At 68.8% G+C, this 18220-nt stretch carries 16 protein-coding genes; 1 reads left to right on the top strand and 15 read right to left on the bottom strand.

All coding sequences use genetic code 11. The features are described 5' to 3' along the window. Nucleotides 1–294: 294 nt before the first annotated feature. The 15 genes from EU555_RS32110 to EU555_RS32180 form a co-directional block, all read right to left on the bottom strand. On the bottom strand, nucleotides 295–1953 hold the full coding sequence (locus tag EU555_RS32110) for a thiamine pyrophosphate-binding protein (protein WP_167858731.1): 1659 nt from the start codon (nucleotides 1951–1953) through the stop codon (nucleotides 295–297). 269 nt (nucleotides 1954–2222) lie between these two features. Next, nucleotides 2223–3020, bottom strand: a complete 798-nt coding sequence (locus tag EU555_RS32115) for a MarR family winged helix-turn-helix transcriptional regulator (RefSeq protein WP_135419400.1) — start codon at nucleotides 3018–3020, stop codon at nucleotides 2223–2225. A 60-nt stretch (nucleotides 3021–3080) separates the two neighbouring features. Continuing rightward, nucleotides 3081–3992 carry a flavin reductase gene (locus EU555_RS32120; protein ID WP_135419401.1) on the bottom strand — a complete coding sequence of 304 codons (912 nt, stop codon included), beginning with the start codon at nucleotides 3990–3992 and terminating at the stop codon, nucleotides 3081–3083. A 112-nt stretch (nucleotides 3993–4104) separates the two neighbouring features. Beyond that, on the bottom strand, nucleotides 4105–4314 hold the full coding sequence (locus EU555_RS32125) for a hypothetical protein (protein ID WP_135419402.1): 210 nt from the start codon (nucleotides 4312–4314) through the stop codon (nucleotides 4105–4107). Between the two features lie 18 nt (nucleotides 4315–4332). Continuing rightward, entirely contained in the window at nucleotides 4333–4740 is a 408-nt protein-coding gene (locus tag EU555_RS32130) for a DUF4440 domain-containing protein (protein WP_135419403.1), read from the bottom strand. Between the two features lie 67 nt (nucleotides 4741–4807). Further along, the gene (locus EU555_RS32135) at nucleotides 4808–5374 is read right to left on the bottom strand and encodes a nuclear transport factor 2 family protein (protein ID WP_135419404.1); all 567 of its coding nucleotides are present in this window, start codon (nucleotides 5372–5374) and stop codon (nucleotides 4808–4810) included. 28 nt (nucleotides 5375–5402) lie between these two features. Further along, nucleotides 5403–6350: a PDR/VanB family oxidoreductase gene (locus tag EU555_RS32140; RefSeq protein WP_135419405.1), complete on the bottom strand. Its 948-nt coding sequence runs from the start codon at nucleotides 6348–6350 to the stop codon at nucleotides 5403–5405. Nucleotides 6351–6465: 115 nt separating this feature from the next. Further along, nucleotides 6466–7221 (bottom strand): SDR family NAD(P)-dependent oxidoreductase, encoded by a 756-nt coding sequence (locus EU555_RS32145; protein ID WP_135419406.1) that lies wholly within the window; start codon nucleotides 7219–7221, stop codon nucleotides 6466–6468. Then, nucleotides 7218–7709 (bottom strand): aromatic-ring-hydroxylating dioxygenase subunit beta, encoded by a 492-nt coding sequence (locus tag EU555_RS32150; RefSeq protein ID WP_135419407.1) that lies wholly within the window; start codon nucleotides 7707–7709, stop codon nucleotides 7218–7220. Before EU555_RS32150 ends, EU555_RS32145 begins: the two co-directional genes overlap by 4 nt. 5 nt (nucleotides 7710–7714) lie before the next feature. Further along, a complete protein-coding gene (locus tag EU555_RS32155) occupies nucleotides 7715–8986 on the bottom strand; it encodes an aromatic ring-hydroxylating oxygenase subunit alpha (RefSeq protein ID WP_135419408.1) in 1272 nt (423 codons plus the stop codon). Nucleotides 8987–9021: 35 nt separating this feature from the next. Then, a complete protein-coding gene (locus EU555_RS32160; protein ID WP_245524598.1) occupies nucleotides 9022–10206 on the bottom strand; it encodes an acyl-CoA dehydrogenase family protein in 1185 nt (394 codons plus the stop codon). A 10-nt stretch (nucleotides 10207–10216) separates the two neighbouring features. Next, a complete protein-coding gene (locus EU555_RS32165) occupies nucleotides 10217–11410 on the bottom strand; it encodes an amidase (protein ID WP_245524599.1) in 1194 nt (397 codons plus the stop codon). Between the two features lie 127 nt (nucleotides 11411–11537). Further along, on the bottom strand, nucleotides 11538–12299 hold the full coding sequence (locus EU555_RS32170; protein WP_135419410.1) for an ABC transporter ATP-binding protein: 762 nt from the start codon (nucleotides 12297–12299) through the stop codon (nucleotides 11538–11540). Next, the gene (locus EU555_RS32175) at nucleotides 12296–15151 is read right to left on the bottom strand and encodes a branched-chain amino acid ABC transporter permease/ATP-binding protein (protein ID WP_135419411.1); all 2856 of its coding nucleotides are present in this window, start codon (nucleotides 15149–15151) and stop codon (nucleotides 12296–12298) included. The genes EU555_RS32170 and EU555_RS32175 overlap by 4 nt, the downstream gene beginning before the upstream one ends. A 73-nt stretch (nucleotides 15152–15224) precedes the next feature. Continuing rightward, complete coding sequence (locus tag EU555_RS32180) at nucleotides 15225–16367, bottom strand: ABC transporter substrate-binding protein (protein ID WP_135419412.1); 1143 nt, start codon at nucleotides 16365–16367, stop codon at nucleotides 15225–15227. Between the two features lie 613 nt (nucleotides 16368–16980). On the opposite strand from EU555_RS32180, the gene EU555_RS32185 reads away from it, so the two are divergent. Further along, entirely contained in the window at nucleotides 16981–18102 is a 1122-nt protein-coding gene (locus tag EU555_RS32185; protein ID WP_135419413.1) for an acyltransferase family protein, read from the top strand. Nucleotides 18103–18220 lie beyond the last annotated feature (118 nt).

Raw genomic sequence — 18220 nt, forward strand, 5'->3', positions numbered from 1 at the left:
ACTGCATGCCGCGTGAGCCGAGACCCCAGAGCTTGGCTGGACAAGCACCCGTCAGCACCGAAAGTGCGGATGAACCCTTATTCCACGCCTAATCACACACGATCGCACCTTTCCGCCAGCCGGAGAGCGACGGCGATCTGTTCGCCATCCGCTCGCGGGGCGTGGCATCCGCCGTCCTTCAATGTTCATGATTCTTAAAAGCGCTCTTTCGGCGCGAACGACATTGACGGATCATGGTTACGTCACGATCAATGTAAGCTATCTCCTGTTTTCGACAAATTTTCTGGTTGGATGTCAGAGATTTCCCTTTCCGATTACCTGCATGAACCAATCGGCCGCGATGTCCGGGTCAACCCGTGCGTCGACCACGAAGACTCCGGGCGCGCCACGCTCGACCCAGGCTTTGAGGGCGGCAAGGTCCTCTGGCTTGCGTATCGTAGCCCCGTCGGCCCCGAGCCCTCGGGCAGCACGGGCGAAATCAGTCTCGGGGAAGCGCACGATGTCCAGAGCGTAGCCATGCTTGAAATGATGAACCTCGGCACTGTACGCCGCATCGTTGTAGATCAGGATGCACATCCTGCAATCGAGGCGCACCGCAGTCTCGAGTTCCGCCAGCGACATCAGGAAGCCGCCATCGCCGGCCGCGAGAACCACAAGGCGCTGGGGGAAGGAGACCGAGGCACCGACCGCGGCGGCAAGACCGAGGCCGATCGATTGAAACGCGATCGGAATGCAAAAGCTCCCGGCATTGGGGACCGAGAGGTGGTGGATGGGCCAGCCCGTGAAATGCCCGCCGTCGAGCACTACGATCCGGTCGGCCGGCAGGATCGCATCCACCGCTTTGGTGAAGGTGCGCGGGTCGATGTAACGTCCGTCGCTCCGATCGCCGTAGATCAGGTGCCGATGGCTCTTGTCGTGGATCACGGCCGCGACCTCAGGAGTACGCCAGCGGCCGATCGGGGAAGAGCCGCTGGCTGCGAGGGCTTCGAGGATCCGGCGGGCGGTCTGCGCGGCATCGCCATGGATGCGCAGCGCGACCTCGCTGAAGCGGCCGAACCGCCCGGCGCGGGACTCGACCTGAACGATACGTGTGTCGTTCCGGATGAGCCGTCCGTTCTTCGTGGTCCACATGTTCAGCGACGCGCCGAACACGATCACGAGATCGCTCTGCCGGATCAGGTCCGAGGCAGCCGGTGAGGCATAGCCTCCGGCGATGCCAAGGTTCCATGGATGATCCGCGAACATCCCATGCGCCTGAAGGGACGTTGCGAGCAGCCCATCGACAGCACCTGCGAGGCGATCCAGCAGGCTCTCCGCATCGGCGACATCGGCGCCATGGCCGGCAAGAATCAACGGCCGCCGCGCCGTACGAATCATGTCCACCACGGCATCGATCGCGGTGTCGTCCGGCTGCGGCGGTGTGAGGCTGTCGAGCGGAGACCATGGACCCGCCTCGGACATCTGCTCCTGGACATCGGTCGGGAGGCTGATCACTACCACCTGACGCTCGCGCAAGGCGTGGGCCGCTGCCTCCCGCACGCTCCGGTAGCTGCTGGAGGGCTCGTCGATCTGGATCCAGGATGCACCCACTGATCGGACGAGGTCCTCCTGCCGGATGCTGAAGCTCGACGTGCGGTCACCCACGGGCACGTCGCCGGCCAGGATCACGAGCGGCGTGTCGCTCTTCGCAGCCTCGCCGATCCCGGTGATCGCGTTGGTCAGCCCAGGGCCCGCCGTGACGCTGACGATCGTCAAGGCGCCGGTGAGCCGCGCCGACGCATCCGCCATCGTGACGGCACCGCCCTCATGGCGAGCCGAGACGAACGGGATGCCCAACTCGGTGAGTGCATGCGTGACCTTGAAGTTCGCTCCACCAACGAGGCCGAAGCACCGGATGGCTCCGTGGTCGCAGAGCGCTTGTGCGACTTGGCGCCAGACCGGCTGATCGGCCATCGGCCGTGTTGCCAGAGATGATGCATGCATGCCTCTTGCCCCATGATTCATGGTTGCTACGTTGTCGCGAAAATATCGAAGCGGATTGACCCACATTTTCTGATTTGATAATTTAATTGCGCAATATCTATGTATCCGGCTATTGCTGTATATGCCGATCAAATTTTCTCAGGTTCTTCTGAACAAACCAACTCTACAAACTGGATAAATTATTAGGTGAATTGCGCGATCGATTATCTGTGATTTTGTGACAATGAGATAGTTAGTACTTAAAATGTCAAATTATAATGTATTTTGCTGACAATATTGTTTAACAATTCCAATTCACTTTTACTTAAGCCATCAAAGGCCCTATCCGATAATCGCGAAACCTTTTTTCTGATTTGCTGAATCACCTCTCGTCCGGACTCTGTGATCGTCACAATCGTCGTCCGTGCGTCGTCCGGCGACTGTCTTGTCGAGACGAGATCTTGAGCGGTCATCCTTTGAATGATTTTGGCCATAGTTGACATCTTCGTGACCGCAATCTCTGAAATCTCGGTGACGCTGGAGGGGCCTTGGCTCGAGACGATCATCAGCACGCGCCAACGCGGGACATCCATCCCGATGGGCTTGAGCATCGCATCGAGTTTCAAATGATAACGGCCGGCAAGCTGAACGATGCCGAAGAACGGCCAATTCCTGATATCGAAATCTTCACTTTCCGGATCAACATGGATCCGATCAGACGCGCTATGCTTGATCGACACTCCAGCTCCCCAACCATCTCCGGGATGAAGGGGCGCGATACCCGACGCGGCACGTGCACGGCGGTACTGCTCGGCGACCCTCTCCGGGTATTGCGTTTGACCGATGCCCCGTGCGACCTCGCGTCGGCGTAGGTCCAAATCGATTGATGTGTCAACCGCGTCCCGTCTCCCAGCCGCGTGGCGCCAGAGGCCGCGTCGGCGCGAAGCGTGATTGCCGGCTCGGGAACCGTCAGCGGGCGACGGCGTGAGATGCCGCTCCCCCTTCATCGCGCAAGGCCGTTTAGGCAAGTCCATCATCATACGTCTGATCAGGATCATGGTCGAAAGGTCGGGTTAGCCGTTTGCGCGCCTGCGAGACGACGGGTTTCCTGGTCGGCCTCAAGCGGAGTCGACAGATTTGTGGCTGCCGCCCCGCAGCACCATCGCGGTCACGAGCGCGCCGACACGACCGCCGAGGGCGTCCGCCGTCATCGCGCCACTTTCCTCCGGCCAGCGATGAACGGAGTTGACCAAGCCGATGATCGCGTGAGCGGCCACCGCCGGATCGGCCACGTCAAAGTCTCCCGACACCGTGCCGTGGGCGAGAAGCTCCGTGAGCTTGCCTTCGACGCCCCGCTTGAGCCGGTCGATGGTGTGGAGGCTTTGCGCAGGGGCGACGGCCTCCCGGTCGAAGAACTCGCGCACGATCCCGAGCGAACCCGCGCTGATCTGCGAGAATTGCTGGATGAAGTCGTCGAGCTGCTGCGCCGGGGGGACTCGTTTCGCGACGGCAGCCTCGATCGCGGCGTCGATCCGGCCGATCACCTGCTCGTAGGCGCGGAAGTCGTGATCATTGGCCCGGACGAGACTCGCCCAGGTCCCGTCCATGAAGAGGAGCGGGGTTGCCGCCGGTGCCGCCAGGATGGCCTCCACCTGTCCGACGAACAGGACGTGCGAGCTGAGGTCGATCGCCTGTACGACGCGGCAGTCGAAGGCCGCCGCGCCGTCGAGGAGCACCGGCGAGCCGGTCGCGGGGCAGCTCCAGCGGCCCTCGGTGAAGCGCTCCTCGCCCTTCACGCCGTCGGCGCCGGCGAACCGGCGCGCCAGGCCGGCCTGATCGTGGCGGAGGACGTTCACCGCGAAGACGCCCGAGCCGGCGATCGCCGGGCAGGACGCGCCGCTGCGGTTGACCGCGATGCCGAGTTGCGGCGGCTCCGCCGTCAGCGACATGACCGCCGTCGCCGTCATGCCGGCCCGGACGCCCTCGTGAATCGTGGTCACGATGGTCACGGCGGCGGCGAGCTGGCGCATGCCGGCGCGGAACTCCCCCGGGAGACGGGCGTGGGCATGGCGCGCCCCTGGACGGCCGTGAGGGGACTGGATTCGTCGATCATCGGGGTCCTCCTGGCGGCGGGGCCGAACGTCACTCGAAGTCGGGATCGTCACGGGCCGGGAGCGGGACGGCGGCCTGCATGAAATCCGCCTCCGCCAGCCCCATGGCCCGCTCCGGATCGGCGATGTCGGCAATCCGGATCATCGCCCTGCCGTAGGGATCGGCCCACTTCTGGACGACGCGGACCTGAAAATCCTGATAGGCATAGCAGCCCCACATCTGCGCTTCCGCGTCCGGCATCGTTGTGTCCCCGGTCCCTCACGCTTCCATGGTCTCGTGCAACGACATCCAGACGGGTGTCGGACGATCCGGCCGGTCGAGGAGAAGGGCCGTCGACCGGCGGAGGTTATCGACCTCGCCGAAGGTCTGCCGCTCGCGGTAGGTGACGAGGGCGGAGCGCGCGTCGGCGAACTGCACCATGACGTCCGTGATCGTCATGACGAGGCCCGGCCGGCTGCCGCGCAGACCGGGGAAGGCGCGCGCGAAGGTCTCGAAGGGGAGAATGCCGCCGGCCGGCGTCGTCATGCTGAAGCGCTCGTCGAAATGGGCGAGGACCGGCGCGGGATCGTCGGAGCCCTCGGCCCGGAACCACGCCTGGAGCAGGCGGTGCAGGGCGTCGATCTCGGCGGCGGCGCGCTCGGGAAACGGGAGGGTCGGGGCGGTCATGGTCGGGTTTCCGAAGGCGTGAGGAGGGAGGGGCGACGGGCCGCGGCGGCCAGGCGCGGCAGGATGATCAGGGACGCATCAGGACGGAGGTCTGCGGATGAACGACCCCGTGCGCCGGGGGGAGCGGCGTCACGAAGACGTTCTCGGTCCGTGTCCGCGTGATCTTCCACGCCCCGTCGATGCGGCGGAACGCATTGTTGAGGCGGCTCGAGCGCAGGAGCGCCGAGCCGTCGGAGAAGATCCAGGGCTGGCAATGCACCCACTGGCCGTCGGCCTCGTCGCCGGACACGTGGATCTGTTCCGATGTCAGGTAATGAACGTTCAGCACCAGCGCCGGATCGCGCTTGCCGCCCCAGAAGCTGCGGAAATGGGCCCGGATGGCGTCGTGGCCGACCGCGCGGCCGAACTGGCCGTCGTAATAGGCGCCGACGCCCTCCCAGACCGCGTCCGGCGCGTAGAGCGCCATGATGCGCGCGATGCGCTCCTCGTCGTCGGCGATGCCGAATTCCGGGCAGGGCGTGTCGCAGAGGAACATGTAGCGGGCCTGGATGCGCCGGATCTCGGCCTCGGCCTCCAGCACGGCGACGCGCTGCGACAGTTCGGCCAGCCGCGCCGGAAGATCATCATTAGTCATGGGTCGCATCCTTCCGTCGCGGGCGCGGTCAGAGTTCGATGACCAGCTGCGGCGTCTTCGCGCGCGAGCAGCAGAGCAGCATCTGGTCGTTGGCTTGCTTCTCCTCGTCGGTCAGGTACGTGTCGCGGTGGTCGGGGATGCCGTCGAGGACGGTGCAGAGGCAGGTCCCGCAGACGCCGTTCTCGCACGAGACCTCGACCGTGATGCCGGCCTCGGCGAGTGCCTTCACGATCGACAGGCCGCTCGGAACCGTGACGGTCCTGCCGTCGACCACCACCTCGAAGGCGTCGCCGGTGGCGTCGATCGCGGCCCTGAAGTCCTCGCGGTGAAGCCGGTCCTCACCGAAGCCGGCCTGGCGGGCCCCGGCGACCACCCAGTCCATGAAGCCGGTCGGGCCGCAGACGTAGAGATGCGTTCCGGGCGCGGCGGGAGGCAGGCCAGCCAGGTCGAGGCGTTGGTCGGCCGGGCCGTCGTCGAAGTGGAGATGCGTCCGCGCGGCGAAGGCGGGTTCGGCCAGCTCGGTCAGGAAGGCGGCCCTGGTCTGGTCGCGGGCGCAGTAATGGAGCTCGAACGAACGCCCGGCGGCGAGGAGCGCGTGCGCCATCGACAGAAGCGGCGTGATGCCGATGCCGCCGCCGATCAGCACCGTATACGCCGCCTCCGGCACCAGCGGGAAGTGATTGCGCGGCCGGCCGACCAAGACGCTCTCGCCGACCCGGAAGGTGCGGTGGATGGCCGCCGATCCGCCGCGCGAGGCCGGGTCCAGCAGGATGCCGAGCCGGTATCGCCCGCGCTCGGCCGGGTTGCCGGCCAGGGAATATTGCCGGACGAGACCGTTCCCGACATGGACATCGACATGCGCCCCCGCCTCGTAGGCCGGCAGATCGGCGCCGCCCGGGTCCGCGAGATCGATGACGACGACGTCCGCCTGCGTCTCCCTGCGGACGATGCAAAGGTTCATGACGTCCTGGGTCACGACAGAAGCTCCTCAGCATCCTCCGCCGAAGTGGTTACCGGTTCGGCGAAAAAAAACGATGCAAAAACAACAACCTAAGCGGAGCTGCATGACGCAGCTCTGCGGCGCCAGGGCGTCAGCGCATGAAGAGGCCGCCGTTCAGGTCGATCGTCGCCCCGTTGGCGAAGGCCGCCCGCGGCGAGGCGAGCTGGACGATCATCTCGCCGACGAAGCCGGGATCGCCGATGTCGCCGACAGGGATCGCCTGCTTCAGCGCGGCGAGCCGCTCCGGCGGGACCATCCGGTGCACCGCCGGCAGGTCCAGCGGCCCGGGCGCGACCGCATTGACTGTCACCCCGTGGGGGCCGAGGTCGCGGGCGAAGACCTTGGTCAGGGTGACGATCGCCCCCTTCGAGGCAGCGTAGTGCGCGCCGGTGGCGGTGCCGCCGTTCTGGCCGGCCAGCGAGGCGAGGTTGATGATCCGCCCGTAGCCGCGGTCGCGGAAATGGGCGCCGAAGACCTGGCAGCCGAAGAAGGTGCCGCGCAGGTTCACGGCGATCACCGCGTCGAATTCCTCCGCGGTGATGTCCATGACCGGCCGGGCGGCGGTCACGGCGGCGTTGTTCACCAGGACCGCGACACCGCCCCAGCGGTCCGCGAGGTCGGTGCAGGCCCGTTCGAAATCGCCCTTGAGGCGCACGTCGAGTCGCAGCGGGTGAGCGGTGTCGCCCGAGGGATCAAGACGGGCGGCGGCCTCCCGTGCCGCGTCGAGGTCGAGATCCGCGAGGGCGACCGCGTAGCCGGCCCGGTGCAGGCACCCGGCGACCACCGCGCCGAGGCCGTTCCCGGCCCCGGTCACCAGGGCGGCGGAGCGTGGAGCGGTCGCGCTCACAGGATGTAGCTCACGCCGGTGATCGCGTCGGACGCGTTGATGAGGCGCACGACCTTCCGGGCGATGCGCAGGCCGTCCGGGGTCCGCACCAGCACGAAGGTGATGTCGGCCGTATGCATCCGTTCGCGCTCGCGCCGGTACTCCGTGAGGATCTGCGCGCAGCGCAGCTCGCACCGCCCTGCCTCCGAGGACAGGATGCGGAATCGCGAGAGCAGGCGGACCGTCCGCGCCACCGGCGAGGCCGATACGGACTGGCCGCTGCGCAGGCGCTCGACCCGCTTGGCGCGCATCGCGGCGTCGTCATAGGCGATGTTGAGGGTGTTCTCGAAGTCGTCGCCCGCGGGCTCCACCGGCACGACGTAGATCGCATCCGGTGTCCAGAGCGCGAGCCACGGGTCGTAATCGGCACTGTCGAGAAGGTCGGCCTCGAGCCAGGCGACCTCCATGGCGTCCTGCAGCGAGATGGCGGTGGGGGTCGTCGCGTCCATGGCGTTCAGGCCTCCATCATCCGCTTCCACTGCCGGTAGGCGGCGCGCATGCCGGTCTCGGCGCTGACGTCGCTGCGCTTGCGGCCCTCAGCCCCGACCTCCTCGTGGCTGAGGCCGCGGTGCAGCATGATCGGCATGCCGGCGGCCCCTCGGGCGCCGTGCTGGACGCGGTCCCAGACCTCGGCGTCGTCCGGGCTGCCGAAGCCCATCGGCCCCTGGAAGAACTCGTGGATGCGCAGGCGCGCGCGGTTCGCCGCCGCGGGTCCGCCCTCCATGCCGAGCGCGACGTGGCGAACCTCGGTCTCGTCGACCGAGATCGGTTGCAGGACCCGGAAGAAGGCGGCCGAGCAGCCGAGATTGGGAAACAGGTTCAGGTTGAAGCCGCATCCGCCGACCGCGCGGACGATCCGGCGCACCTGGTCCTCGGGATGGCTCTGCCGAAGCTCCTCGGCCAGGGCCGCGAACTTCTCGGGGATCGGCGCGTCCAGGTTCTCCTCGAGATCGACGAGTTCCGGCATCATCACCATGACGCTGTGGCCGTTGCCGAGATCCTCGACGAAACCACCCTTGTTCATGATGTCCCACGAATCCTCGGTCTCCTGGTCGGCTGCCGACAGGAACGACTTGTGGACGAGCGGAAAATGGTAGGCGTCGGTGGTGTTCTCCAGCTGGATCTTCCAGTTGCCGGGGAACCGGAACTTGTGCTCGCCTATCGCCTTGATCGGGAAGCCGGCGCCCTGTTTCATGAACAGGTCGATCCACGTCTTCGCCGGACCGAGAAAATCGGAGAGTGATTGGATCTCGCGGGCGAACGTCGCGAAGATGAGGCCGTGATACTCCTCGACGCGGAGAGACAGGAGCGGGAAGTCGGCCTTGTTCAGGCTGTCGTCGTACCCCTTCTCGTAGGGAACGCCGCGCAGGGAGCCGTCGAGGGCGTAGGCCCATCCGTGATAGGGGCAGACGAAGCTGTTGGTCTTGCCCTTGCGGACCTCGCACAGGGTCGCGGCCCGGTGGCGGCACCGGTTGACGTGGACGTGGACCGCCCCTTTGCGGTCGCGCACCACGATCACCGGCTGAAGGCCGACCTGCGCCATCTTGAAGTCGCCGGCCTTCGGGATCTCGCTCGCATGCGCGACCCAGACCCAGGTGTTCTCGAAGATCCGGCTCATCTCGGCCGCGAAGATGGCGGGATCCGTGTAGAGCGCGGAACCGGCCCGGTCCTCGCCGACCAGGGCGCCGGCATCCAGCATCGGCGTGACGGGAAATGCGACAGTCATCGTCGTCGATCCTCGGCGGGGGCGGTGCGGGAGGGTCACGGGAAACCGGCCGTGGTCGGCAGGCCGAGCAGGACGCGGCCGGCGCTCATCAGCGTGCCCTCGCCGAGGAAGGCGTGCTGAGCCACGACGAGGCTGTCGCAGAGCGCCCGCGAGAGGCGGTGGCCGTTGTAGATCGCGGTCGTTCCCGCCAGTGCGAAGGCGGCCCGCGATACGTCCGCACCCGTGCGGGCTGCATGGGTCGCCGCGAGGCGCAAGGTGGCGACAGCCTCGGTCGAGGGCCGATCGCCGGCGAGCACGGTCTGCCAGGTCGCCTCGGTCGCCTCGTAGAAGAAGGCCTGGGCGGAGCGCAGGGCCGCCTCGGCCTTGGCGACCTCGATCTGGACATGGGCGCGGTCGGCCATGCGCGGCGCTCCGGTGAGCGAGGCCCGACCCCCGGCCATCGCGGCGACCTCGCTCAGCGCCGAGCGGGCGACGCCCAGGCCTACCACCGCCAGCACCTGGGCGGCGAAGGCCATCGTCGGGTAGCGGTAGATGGCGGCGTCGACGGAGGGGGCGCCGCCGCGGATCAGCGTCCATTCCTCGGGCACGAACACGTCCCGGACCACGAGGTCGTGGCTGCCGGTCCCCTGCAGCCCGATCACGTCCCAGTCGGGGACGATCTCGACCTGGGCGGCCGGCATCACGGCGACCCGCGGCAGGCCGCCGGTCGTGTCGCCCTCGACGGTGATGCCGACGCCGATGTGACTGGCACCGGTCGAGCCGCTGCCGAACTTCCAGCGCCCGTTCACGACGAAGCCGCCCTCGACCTTGCGGGCCGGCTGGAGCGGAAAAAGGCCCCCGGCGAAGACGATGTCGGGGCCGTCGGCGTAGAGCGCCTCGAGGGTCGGCTCAGGCAGGGCCGCCAGGTAGGTGGCCGAGACGCCGAAGCTCGCGACCCAGCCGGCGGAGCCGTCGGCCTCGGCGATGGCCTCGATCATCCGGCAGAACTCGGCCGGGCTCCGTTCGTCGCCCCCGAACCGGCGCGCGACCACCGCCCGGTAGAGGCCGAGCGCCTTCAGACGCTCGATCACGTCGGGGGCGATCTGGCGGGTGGCCATGAACTCCTCGCGCCGCTCGGCGAGCACGCGCACCAGAGCCGGCAGGCCGGCCTCGAACCGCCCCGGGGGCTCGGTGCCGAAGGGCACGGCGGGCAGCCGCGTCGTGTCGAAGGCGTAGGTCACTCTCCCCTCCTCAAGGCTCTGATCCGGCGTGTGCATCGCGAAGGGCGGCCTCGATCCGCGCCGCGACGGCGCAGAGTTCCGCGTCGCCGTTCATCGGGCCGACCAGCTGAAGGCCGACCGGACCGGCGGCCTCGCCACGAACCGGGAGCGACAGGGCCGGGTGACCGCTCAGGTTGAACGGACGGACGAGGCGGGTGCTCTCGCGCGCGGCCATCGCATCGTCGGCCCGGTCGACGGTGAGCGGCAGGTCGGGCAGGGTCGGGAGCGCGAGAGCGTCGCACCCCGCGAGAGCGCGGTCGACCTCGGCGCGGAAGCGGAGCCTGACCGTCTCCGCCGCAGCGACCTGCTCCGGTTGAATGGAGAGGGAGTGGCGCAGGCGCGCCTCGATGTCGGCGCCGAGCCGGCCGGATTCGAGCAGATGTCCGAAGCTCCGGGCCATCTCGGCATTCATGATCGTCAGGCCGGCCTCGTAGGCGGCGTCGAGGTCCGGCAGCGACACCGGCACGATCGCCGCGCCGCAGGCATCGAGGCAAGAATCGAGAGCGGAGCGGACCTGCGCGCCAACCCGCGGGCTCGCGCCGCACTCGACCCAGCCGAGGCGCAGGCGCCCCGGCGCCGCGGCGGGCACGAAGGCCGGATCGAGGATCGCCATGGCCTGGACGATGGCGGCGACGCTGCGGCCGAGCGGCCCGACGCAATCGAGGGAACTCTCCGCCGGCGTCAGGCCCCGGCGGCTCAGGCGGCCGACGCTGGGCTTGAGGCCGACCACCCCGCAGCAGGCCGCCGGGATGCGGATCGACCCGCCCGTGTCGGTGCCGAGGGAGAAATCGACCAGGCCGGCGGCCACGACGGTCGCGGACCCGCTCGACGATCCCCCCGGCACGAAATCCGGGAAATCCGGGTTCGGCGGCGTGCCGGCCCAGGCGTTGATGCCGGTCACCCCGAAAGCGAGTTCGTGCATCCGCAGCTTGCCGACGATCCGGCAGTCGGCGGCCAGCAGCGCCTCGACCACCGCCGCGTGACGGCTGGCCGGCGCGGCATCCGCGAGGGCGCGGGATCCCGCCCGGGTCGGGCGGCCGGCGACGTCGATCACGTCCTTGATCGCGACGACCGGCCCGGCTCCGCCGAGCGCGAGCGTCTCGCAGAGATGGAGCGCCAGGGCGTCCCGATCCCGGGACGCGGAAAGGGCCGGACTTGTTTCCACGACCTGCCTCCATCGAGCGCGACGAGCGACCAAGGCGTCTCAGTCTGATAGCGATTTCAATGTAATTTTCAAGTGAAAATTACAACATCTTCCATGTCGGGGCCCGTCCCGGGTGGCACCGTCCCGGTCAGCCGCCGGAGCGCGTCCCGAGATAGGTCTGGATCACCCTGGGATCGCTCGCGATGTCCCGCGCCGGCCCCGTCGCGACGAACCGGCCGGATTCCATCACGCAGGCCGTATCGGCGATCGCCAGGGCGGCGCGGGCGTTCTGCTCGACGAGCAGGCAGGAGAGGCCGCGATCCCGCAAACGAGCGACCGTCGCGAGGATGTCGCGGGTCACGAGCGGCGCCAGGCCGAGGCTGGGCTCGTCGAGCATCAGGAGCTTAGGCGCCGACATGAGGGCCCGCCCCATCGCGAGCATCTGCCGCTCGCCGCCGGAGAGCGTTCCGGCGGCCTGTTCCCTGCGCTCGTGCAGGCGGGGGAACAGGGCGTAGATCTCGGACAGGCTCGCCGCGAGGGTGCGGTCGCCGCGGCGATAGCGGTCGAAGGCACCGAGACGCAGGTTGTCCTCGACCGACAGGCTGGTGAAGAGTTCGCGCTTCTCGGGGATGAGGGCCACCCCGCGCCGCACGAGCGCGCCGACCTCGGGCCCGTCGGCCAAGGTCTCGCCGAACACCGCCATGGTGCCGGACAGGGGAAGCAGGCCCATCAGGCCGGCGAGCAGCGTCGTCTTGCCGGCGCCGTTCGGCCCGATGATCGCGACGATCTCGCCCTCGCGGATCGTCAGCGACACGTCCCGGACCGCCTCGACCCTTCCGTAGGCGATGCGGACGTCGCGGACCTCCAGGACGGGCTTGCGGGAAGGGGCGGGAAAGGCCGCGACGGTCATGCGGCGGCTCCGAGATAGGCCTCGATCACGGCCGGGTTGCGCTGGATCGACGAGGGATCGCCCTCGGCGAGTTTCACGCCGAACTGGATGACGAGGACGCGGTCGGCGATTCCCATGAGGAAATCCATGTCGTGCTCGACGAGGAGGATACCCATTCCCTCCGACCGGAGCTGGACCAGCAGGTCCGCGAGGGCCTGCTTCTCCAGGTGGCGCAGGCCGGCGGCCGGCTCGTCGAGGAGCAGGAGGCAAGGATCGCTGGCGAGCGCCCGGGCGATCTCGAGCAGGCGCTGCTGGCCCAGCGACAGGCTTCCGGCGCTCCGCATCGCGAGGTGACCGAGGCCGACCCGATCGAGCTGGCGCTGGGCCTCGGCGATGATCCGGGCCTCCTCGCCCCGGTCCAGGCGCAGGGCCGCACGGACCAGCCCGCTGCGGCCGCGGGCATGGGCGCCGAGCGCCACGTTGTCGAGCACCGACATGCCGGGAAGGATGCGGACATGCTGGAAGGTGCGTCCCATGCCGCCGAGCGACAGCGCCCGCAAGGACAGTCCGGTCCGCCCGCGGAACGCGACCGTGCCGGAGGTCGGCGGGGTGATGCCAGAGACGATGTCGAACAGGGTGCTCTTGCCGGCTCCGTTCGGGCCGATCAGCGCCAGGATCTCGCCGGCCCGCACGTCGAGGCTGATGTCGCGGTTGGCCATCAGGGCGCCGAACGCCTTGTGGATCCCGCGCACCGCCAGAACCGTCTCGCCCAGGCCCGGCTTGTCGCGGGCCGTCAGGGCCGGGGTGCCGAGGGCGGGCGGGCCGGCGCCGGGGGGCCGCAGCCGCAGCAGGGCCGCCACGGCCGGCCAGATCCCGTTCGGCAGCCATTGCAGCATCAGGATGGCCGCGAGCCCGAACACGATGACCTCGAAATCGCCCTGCGCCCCGAGAAGCCGCGGCAGCACCGACTGGAGCCACTGGTTGCCCATCACCACGATCGCGGCCCCCGTCACCGCGCCGAAGAGGCTGCCGGCGCCGCCGATCACCGCCATGAACAGGTAGTTGATGCCCTGGGTGATCGAGAACGGCGACGGGTTCAGGAAGCGCTGGAAATGGGCGTAGAGCCAGCCCGAGAACCCGGCGAGCAGGCAGGCGACGACGAAGCTTGCGATCTTCATCAGGCGGGTGTCGACGCCGACGCTCTCGGCCATCACCAGGCCGGACCTCAGGGCACGGATCGCCCGGCCGGGGCGGGAATCGAGCAGGTTGCGCAGGGCGAGCATGCCCCCGAGGACGGCGACCCAGATGACGGCGTAGAACGGCCGCGGCCCCTGGAGCGGATGGCCGAAGAAGGTCAGTCCGGGCACGTTGGCCATGCCGGACTGGCCGCCGGTCACCTCCAGGGTGCCGAACAGGGAGTAGGCGACGAGGCCGAGCGCGAGGGTCGCGAGCGGCAGATAGTGGCCCGACAGCCGGACCGTCAGCAGGCCGGCGGCGAGCGCCAGCACGCCGGAGGCCACGAGGACCGCCGGCAGGGTGAGCCAGGGCGACAGGCCGTAGGCCGAGGACAGGTAGCCGGTGATGTAGGCGCCGAGCCCGACATAGGCCGCCTGGGCGAAGGAGGTCAGCCCGGCGATCCCGGTGAGCAGCACGAGGCCGAGCGCCACGATCGCCGCGAGGCCGACATAGTCGAGGATGGCGAGGGAATAGTCGGACAGGACGAAGGGGGCCGCGGCGAGGCCGGCGACGAAGGCGGCCGTTAGCGCCCGCTGCGTCCAGGCCTGCCGCCGCAGCGCCTCCGGGCTATCGTCGAGGACGACCACCGGCGCTGCCTCGTGGTCGTCCTCGTTCAGGCGACCCTGGCGGAGGGTGCGCGCCAGCAGGATCGGCACCACCAGGCCGAAGACGATCACCTCCTTGTAGGCGCTGGCGAAGAACGAGGCGTAGCTCTCCAAAAGGCCGACCAGCACCGCCCCGAGGGCCGCGAGGGGGAAGCTCGCGAGACCGCCGAGGATCGCCCCGACGAAGCCCTTCAGCCCGAGCAGGAAGCCGGTGTCGTAGAGGATCGTGGTCGAGGAGGCGGCGATGACCCCCGACAGCGCCCCGATGATGCCGGCGATCAGGAAGCACAGCCGGCCGGCGAGCGGCGCCGAGATCCCCATCAGCCGCGCGCCGACCGGGTTGATCGCCGCCGCGCGCATCGCCTTGCCGTAGAGCGTGTTGCGGGAGGCCCAGGAGAGCGCGCCGATCAGGAGCACGGTCGTGGCCAGCGTCATCACGGTCTGACCGGTGACCGGCACGTCGAGGATTGGAACGCGCAGGTCGAGGAGCGGGGCCAAGCGCACGCCCCCGGGCCCGAACAGCGCCAGGGCGCCGCCGACCAGCACGAGATGGAGCGCCACCGACACGATCAGCAGGGTGAGGACCGACGCCTCGGCGAGGGGCTGGTAGACCAGCCGGTAGAGCAGCGGGCCCAAAGCCGCCACCAGGGCGACCGCCAGGACGGCATTGACGGCGAGGGGGAACCCGGCCGTGGGCAGCACGACGCTGCCGAGGGCAAGGCCGAGGGGCAAAGCGGCCTGGCGCAGGCCCGCTCGCAGGGCCGGCACCGGACGCCCGCGGCGCAGGCCGGCGACCGCCTCCACCGCGAGGCAGGCCATCGCGAGAAGCCCGACGAGACCGGCGGTGGCGCCGCCGTTGCCTTCCTGAAGCCCGAGATAGGTCAGCGCCCCGAAAGCGACGAACTCGCCGAGCGGGATGAAGATCACCCGCGTCACGGAAAACACCAGGACGATCGCGATCGCCAGGAGCGCATAGATGGCGCCGTTGGCAATTCCGTCCTGGGCGAGATAGAGGGCGACGAATGGTGTCAAGGTCTCGACTCCAGGCAGACTACGAGACGGTTCGACGCGAGTGGAATCGAGGAGCGTGACCGGACCGTGCGGACTACTTCTTCAGCAGCGTCCACGTCCCGTTCTTGACCACGATCGGCACGACGTTGCGGGCATCGAAGCCGCTATGGTCCTCGGGCGTCATGTTGTAGACCCCCTGGGCGCCGACGAGGTCGCGGGTGCCCTCGATCGCGTCGCGCAGGGCCGCCCGGAACTCGGGCGTGCCGGGACGGGCCCTGGCGGCGGCGATCGGGACGGCTCGCTCCAGCAGCAGGCCGGCATCGAACACGTTGGCGCCGAAAGTCCCTGGCTCGGTGCCGTACTTCGCCTTGTAGCGGTCGATATAGGCGAGGGCGACGCGCTTCGACGGGACGTCGTCACCCAGTTCGTTGAGGACCAGCATCGGGCTTGCGGCGAGCAGCGTCCCCTCGACCTTCTTGCCGCCGAGTTTCAGGAATTCCGGTGTGGCCGCGCCGTGCGTCTGGACGAGCCGGCCGCGATAGCCCTGATCGACCAGGGTGACCTCCGGCAGGATCGTCGCGGCGCCGGCGGTCCCGATCAGCACCGCGTCGGGGTTGGCCGACAGGATCCGCAGCGCCTGGCCCGTGACCGAGGTGTCGGTGCGGGCATAGCGCTCGCTCGCGACGATCCGGATGCCCGTCTTCTCGGCCGCGATCCGCGCGGCCTTCTCGAAGCTCTCGCCGAGGGGGTCGCTGGTGCCGATGAAGGCGAGCGTCTTGCCTCCGCTCTTCTTCAGTTCGCCGAACAGGGCGTCCATCACGAGGTCGTCGTTCTGGGTGGTCTTGAAGACCCAGCGGCGCTGGGCATCCATCGGCAGTACCACCGCCGTGCTGCCGACCGGCGCCAGCAGCGGTGTCTTCGCCTCGGCGATGAACGGCAGCACCGCCATCGCGCCCGGCGTGCCGGACGGTCCGATGATCGCGTCGACCTTGTCCTCGATCAGCAGCCTCTGGACGTTCTTGACCGACTGCGTCGGATCGCTGGCGTCGTCGAGGAAGACGTAAGCGACGTCGAGCGAGCCGATCTTGCGGGGCAGGATCTCGACGGTGTTCTTCTGCTGGATCCCGACCACCGACACCGGCCCGGTCGAGGACGAGATCACCCCGACCTTGACCTGTGCGCTTGCCCCGAACGCCGTCACGGTGAGCGCGGCTGCCACGAGAATTCGCGCGATCATGGTGTCCTCCGATGCGGCAGCACGCCAGCCAAGCCGCAGGTTGCCGACTTGGCGCTTCCAAGGGATGGCAGAACCCACCACATTTCGTGTGAATATTCCACGTATTTTGCGATCTTTGCAATATATTCATGCGATATGCCTAAGAGTTAGGCACATTAGTGCGACCTAGCCTTCGATCCGGGCAGTCTCGGGAACTCTTGGGCTGGACGTCTCCCACCCCATCGGCGCACCTGACCCTAACATTCCACTCGGGCCACCCCGTGGGGGCTGATCATTCGCAGCTCGCTGGACAAACGAGTTCGGCGGTCTCCGTCTCCGCCGGAAATCCTTACAAGGCGCTGACTTAAATTTGCTCGGTCACGACACGTGAGGGGCGCATCGCTATCGCCGCGCTTCGATGGCCGAGGCAGGCCCGTTCCAGGCCGGGGGCGGGGCGAGCTTGCACCGGGCGGGCCGCCCGATGGCGCCATTCGCTCGGTGCCGCGTCCTGTGTGCCCGCGGTCGCGTCACGGTAAACCCGGCCTTGCGACGTGCCGCGCAATCCGACCCGCCGCCGGTGCGCCGATCTTTACGTCTCCCTGCGAGCCTCGGCCCATCCGCCTGGAGACGCCCGATGCCCGCCCGCCCCGACACTGAACCCGTGACCTCGGTCCGGCCGTGCGCCGCGACGGACCCGCAGCGCCTCGCCTGGGTCGACGTCGCCAAGGGTATCTGCATCATCCTGGTGGTGATGATGCACGCGACCCTCGGGGTCGGCGAGGCGATGGGGGCCGAGGGCTTCATGCACCACGTCGTCGCCTTCGCCAAACCGTTCCGGATCCCGGACTTCTTCCTCCTGTCCGGCCTGTTCGTCGGCCGCGTCGTCGACCGCGACTGGCGGCTGTTCGCCGACCGGCGCATCGTCCACTTCGCCTACTTCTACCTGCTCTGGCTGGTGATCCAGTCGGCGGTGAAGTACGGCCAGGTCACCGACGGGGCGGGCCCGGCGGCGTTCCTCGCCCATCTCGCCCACGGGTTGATCGAGCCCTACTCGACCCTGTGGTTCATCTACCTGCTGGCGGTGTTCTCGGTCGCCGTGAAGCTCCTGCGCCGGGTGCCCGGGCCGCTGCTGCTGATCGGCGCCGCCTTGCTGCAGCTCGCCGGGATCGAGACCGGCTCGACCCTCGTCGACGAGTTCTGCGCCCGCTTCGTCTACTTCGTCGGCGGCACCCTCTTCGCGGCCCGCATCTTCGCGCTCGCCGACGCGGTGCGGGAGAAGGCGGCCCTCGCGCTCCTCGGCCTCGCCGCCTGGGCGGTGATCGAGGGCGTGCTCGCCTTCACGGCTTCCGGGGTGCCGGCCCATCCGACGCTGGCGAGCCTGCCGGGCGTGAGCCTGGGGCTGGGGGCGGCCGGGGCGCTCGCCATCGTGGCGGCGGCCGCGCTGCTGACCCGGGCCGGCGGCCCGGTGACCGCGGCGTTGCGCGCCTGCGGCGAGCGCTCGATCGTGATCTACCTCGCGTTCTTCCTGCCGATGGCGGCGGCGCGCACCGCCTTCATCCGCAGCGGCATCGTCGACGATGTCGGGCTCGTCTCCCTCGCGGTGACGCTGGCGGCGGTGGCGATCCCCCTCGGGATCGAGCGGCTGGTGCGTCACACCCCGGCCCGGTTCCTGTTCCGCCGGCCCGCCGCCCTCCACCTCGTCCGCGAGGAGCAGCCGCGCCCGGCGCCGCACCTCGCCCCGGTGCGCCCGACCTGAGGCCGGGGCTCCGGTCCGCCCTCGCGCGGCGCCCCTCGGGGCGCCGTCGTCATGTCGGGGCCATGACTGAGAGGACGGATCTGCATTTATTCCTGATCATCCGGGATCCGGCCTGCCG

Source organism: Methylobacterium nonmethylotrophicum, assembly GCF_004745635.1.
Lineage (GTDB): Bacteria > Pseudomonadota > Alphaproteobacteria > Rhizobiales > Beijerinckiaceae > Methylobacterium > Methylobacterium nonmethylotrophicum.

Coding starts and splice junctions, on each gene's coding strand:
- EU555_RS32130 (WP_135419403.1), bottom strand. CDS start 4,740: ATGACCGCCCCGACCCTCCCGTTTCCCGAGCGCGCCGCCGCCGAGATC.
- EU555_RS32110 (WP_167858731.1), bottom strand. CDS start 1,953: ATGGCCGATCAGCCGGTCTGGCGCCAAGTCGCACAAGCGCTCTGCGAC.
- EU555_RS32120 (WP_135419401.1), bottom strand. CDS start 3,992: ATGCGCCAGCTCGCCGCCGCCGTGACCATCGTGACCACGATTCACGAG.
- EU555_RS32170 (WP_135419410.1), bottom strand. CDS start 12,299: ATGACCGTCGCGGCCTTTCCCGCCCCTTCCCGCAAGCCCGTCCTGGAG.
- EU555_RS32135 (WP_135419404.1), bottom strand. CDS start 5,374: ATGACTAATGATGATCTTCCGGCGCGGCTGGCCGAACTGTCGCAGCGC.
- EU555_RS32125 (WP_135419402.1), bottom strand. CDS start 4,314: ATGCCGGACGCGGAAGCGCAGATGTGGGGCTGCTATGCCTATCAGGAT.
- EU555_RS32150 (WP_135419407.1), bottom strand. CDS start 7,709: ATGGACGCGACGACCCCCACCGCCATCTCGCTGCAGGACGCCATGGAG.
- EU555_RS32115 (WP_135419400.1), bottom strand. CDS start 3,020: ATGATCCTGATCAGACGTATGATGATGGACTTGCCTAAACGGCCTTGC.
- EU555_RS32155 (WP_135419408.1), bottom strand. CDS start 8,986: ATGACTGTCGCATTTCCCGTCACGCCGATGCTGGATGCCGGCGCCCTG.
- EU555_RS32185 (WP_135419413.1), top strand. CDS start 16,981: ATGCCCGCCCGCCCCGACACTGAACCCGTGACCTCGGTCCGGCCGTGC.
- EU555_RS32180 (WP_135419412.1), bottom strand. CDS start 16,367: ATGATCGCGCGAATTCTCGTGGCAGCCGCGCTCACCGTGACGGCGTTC.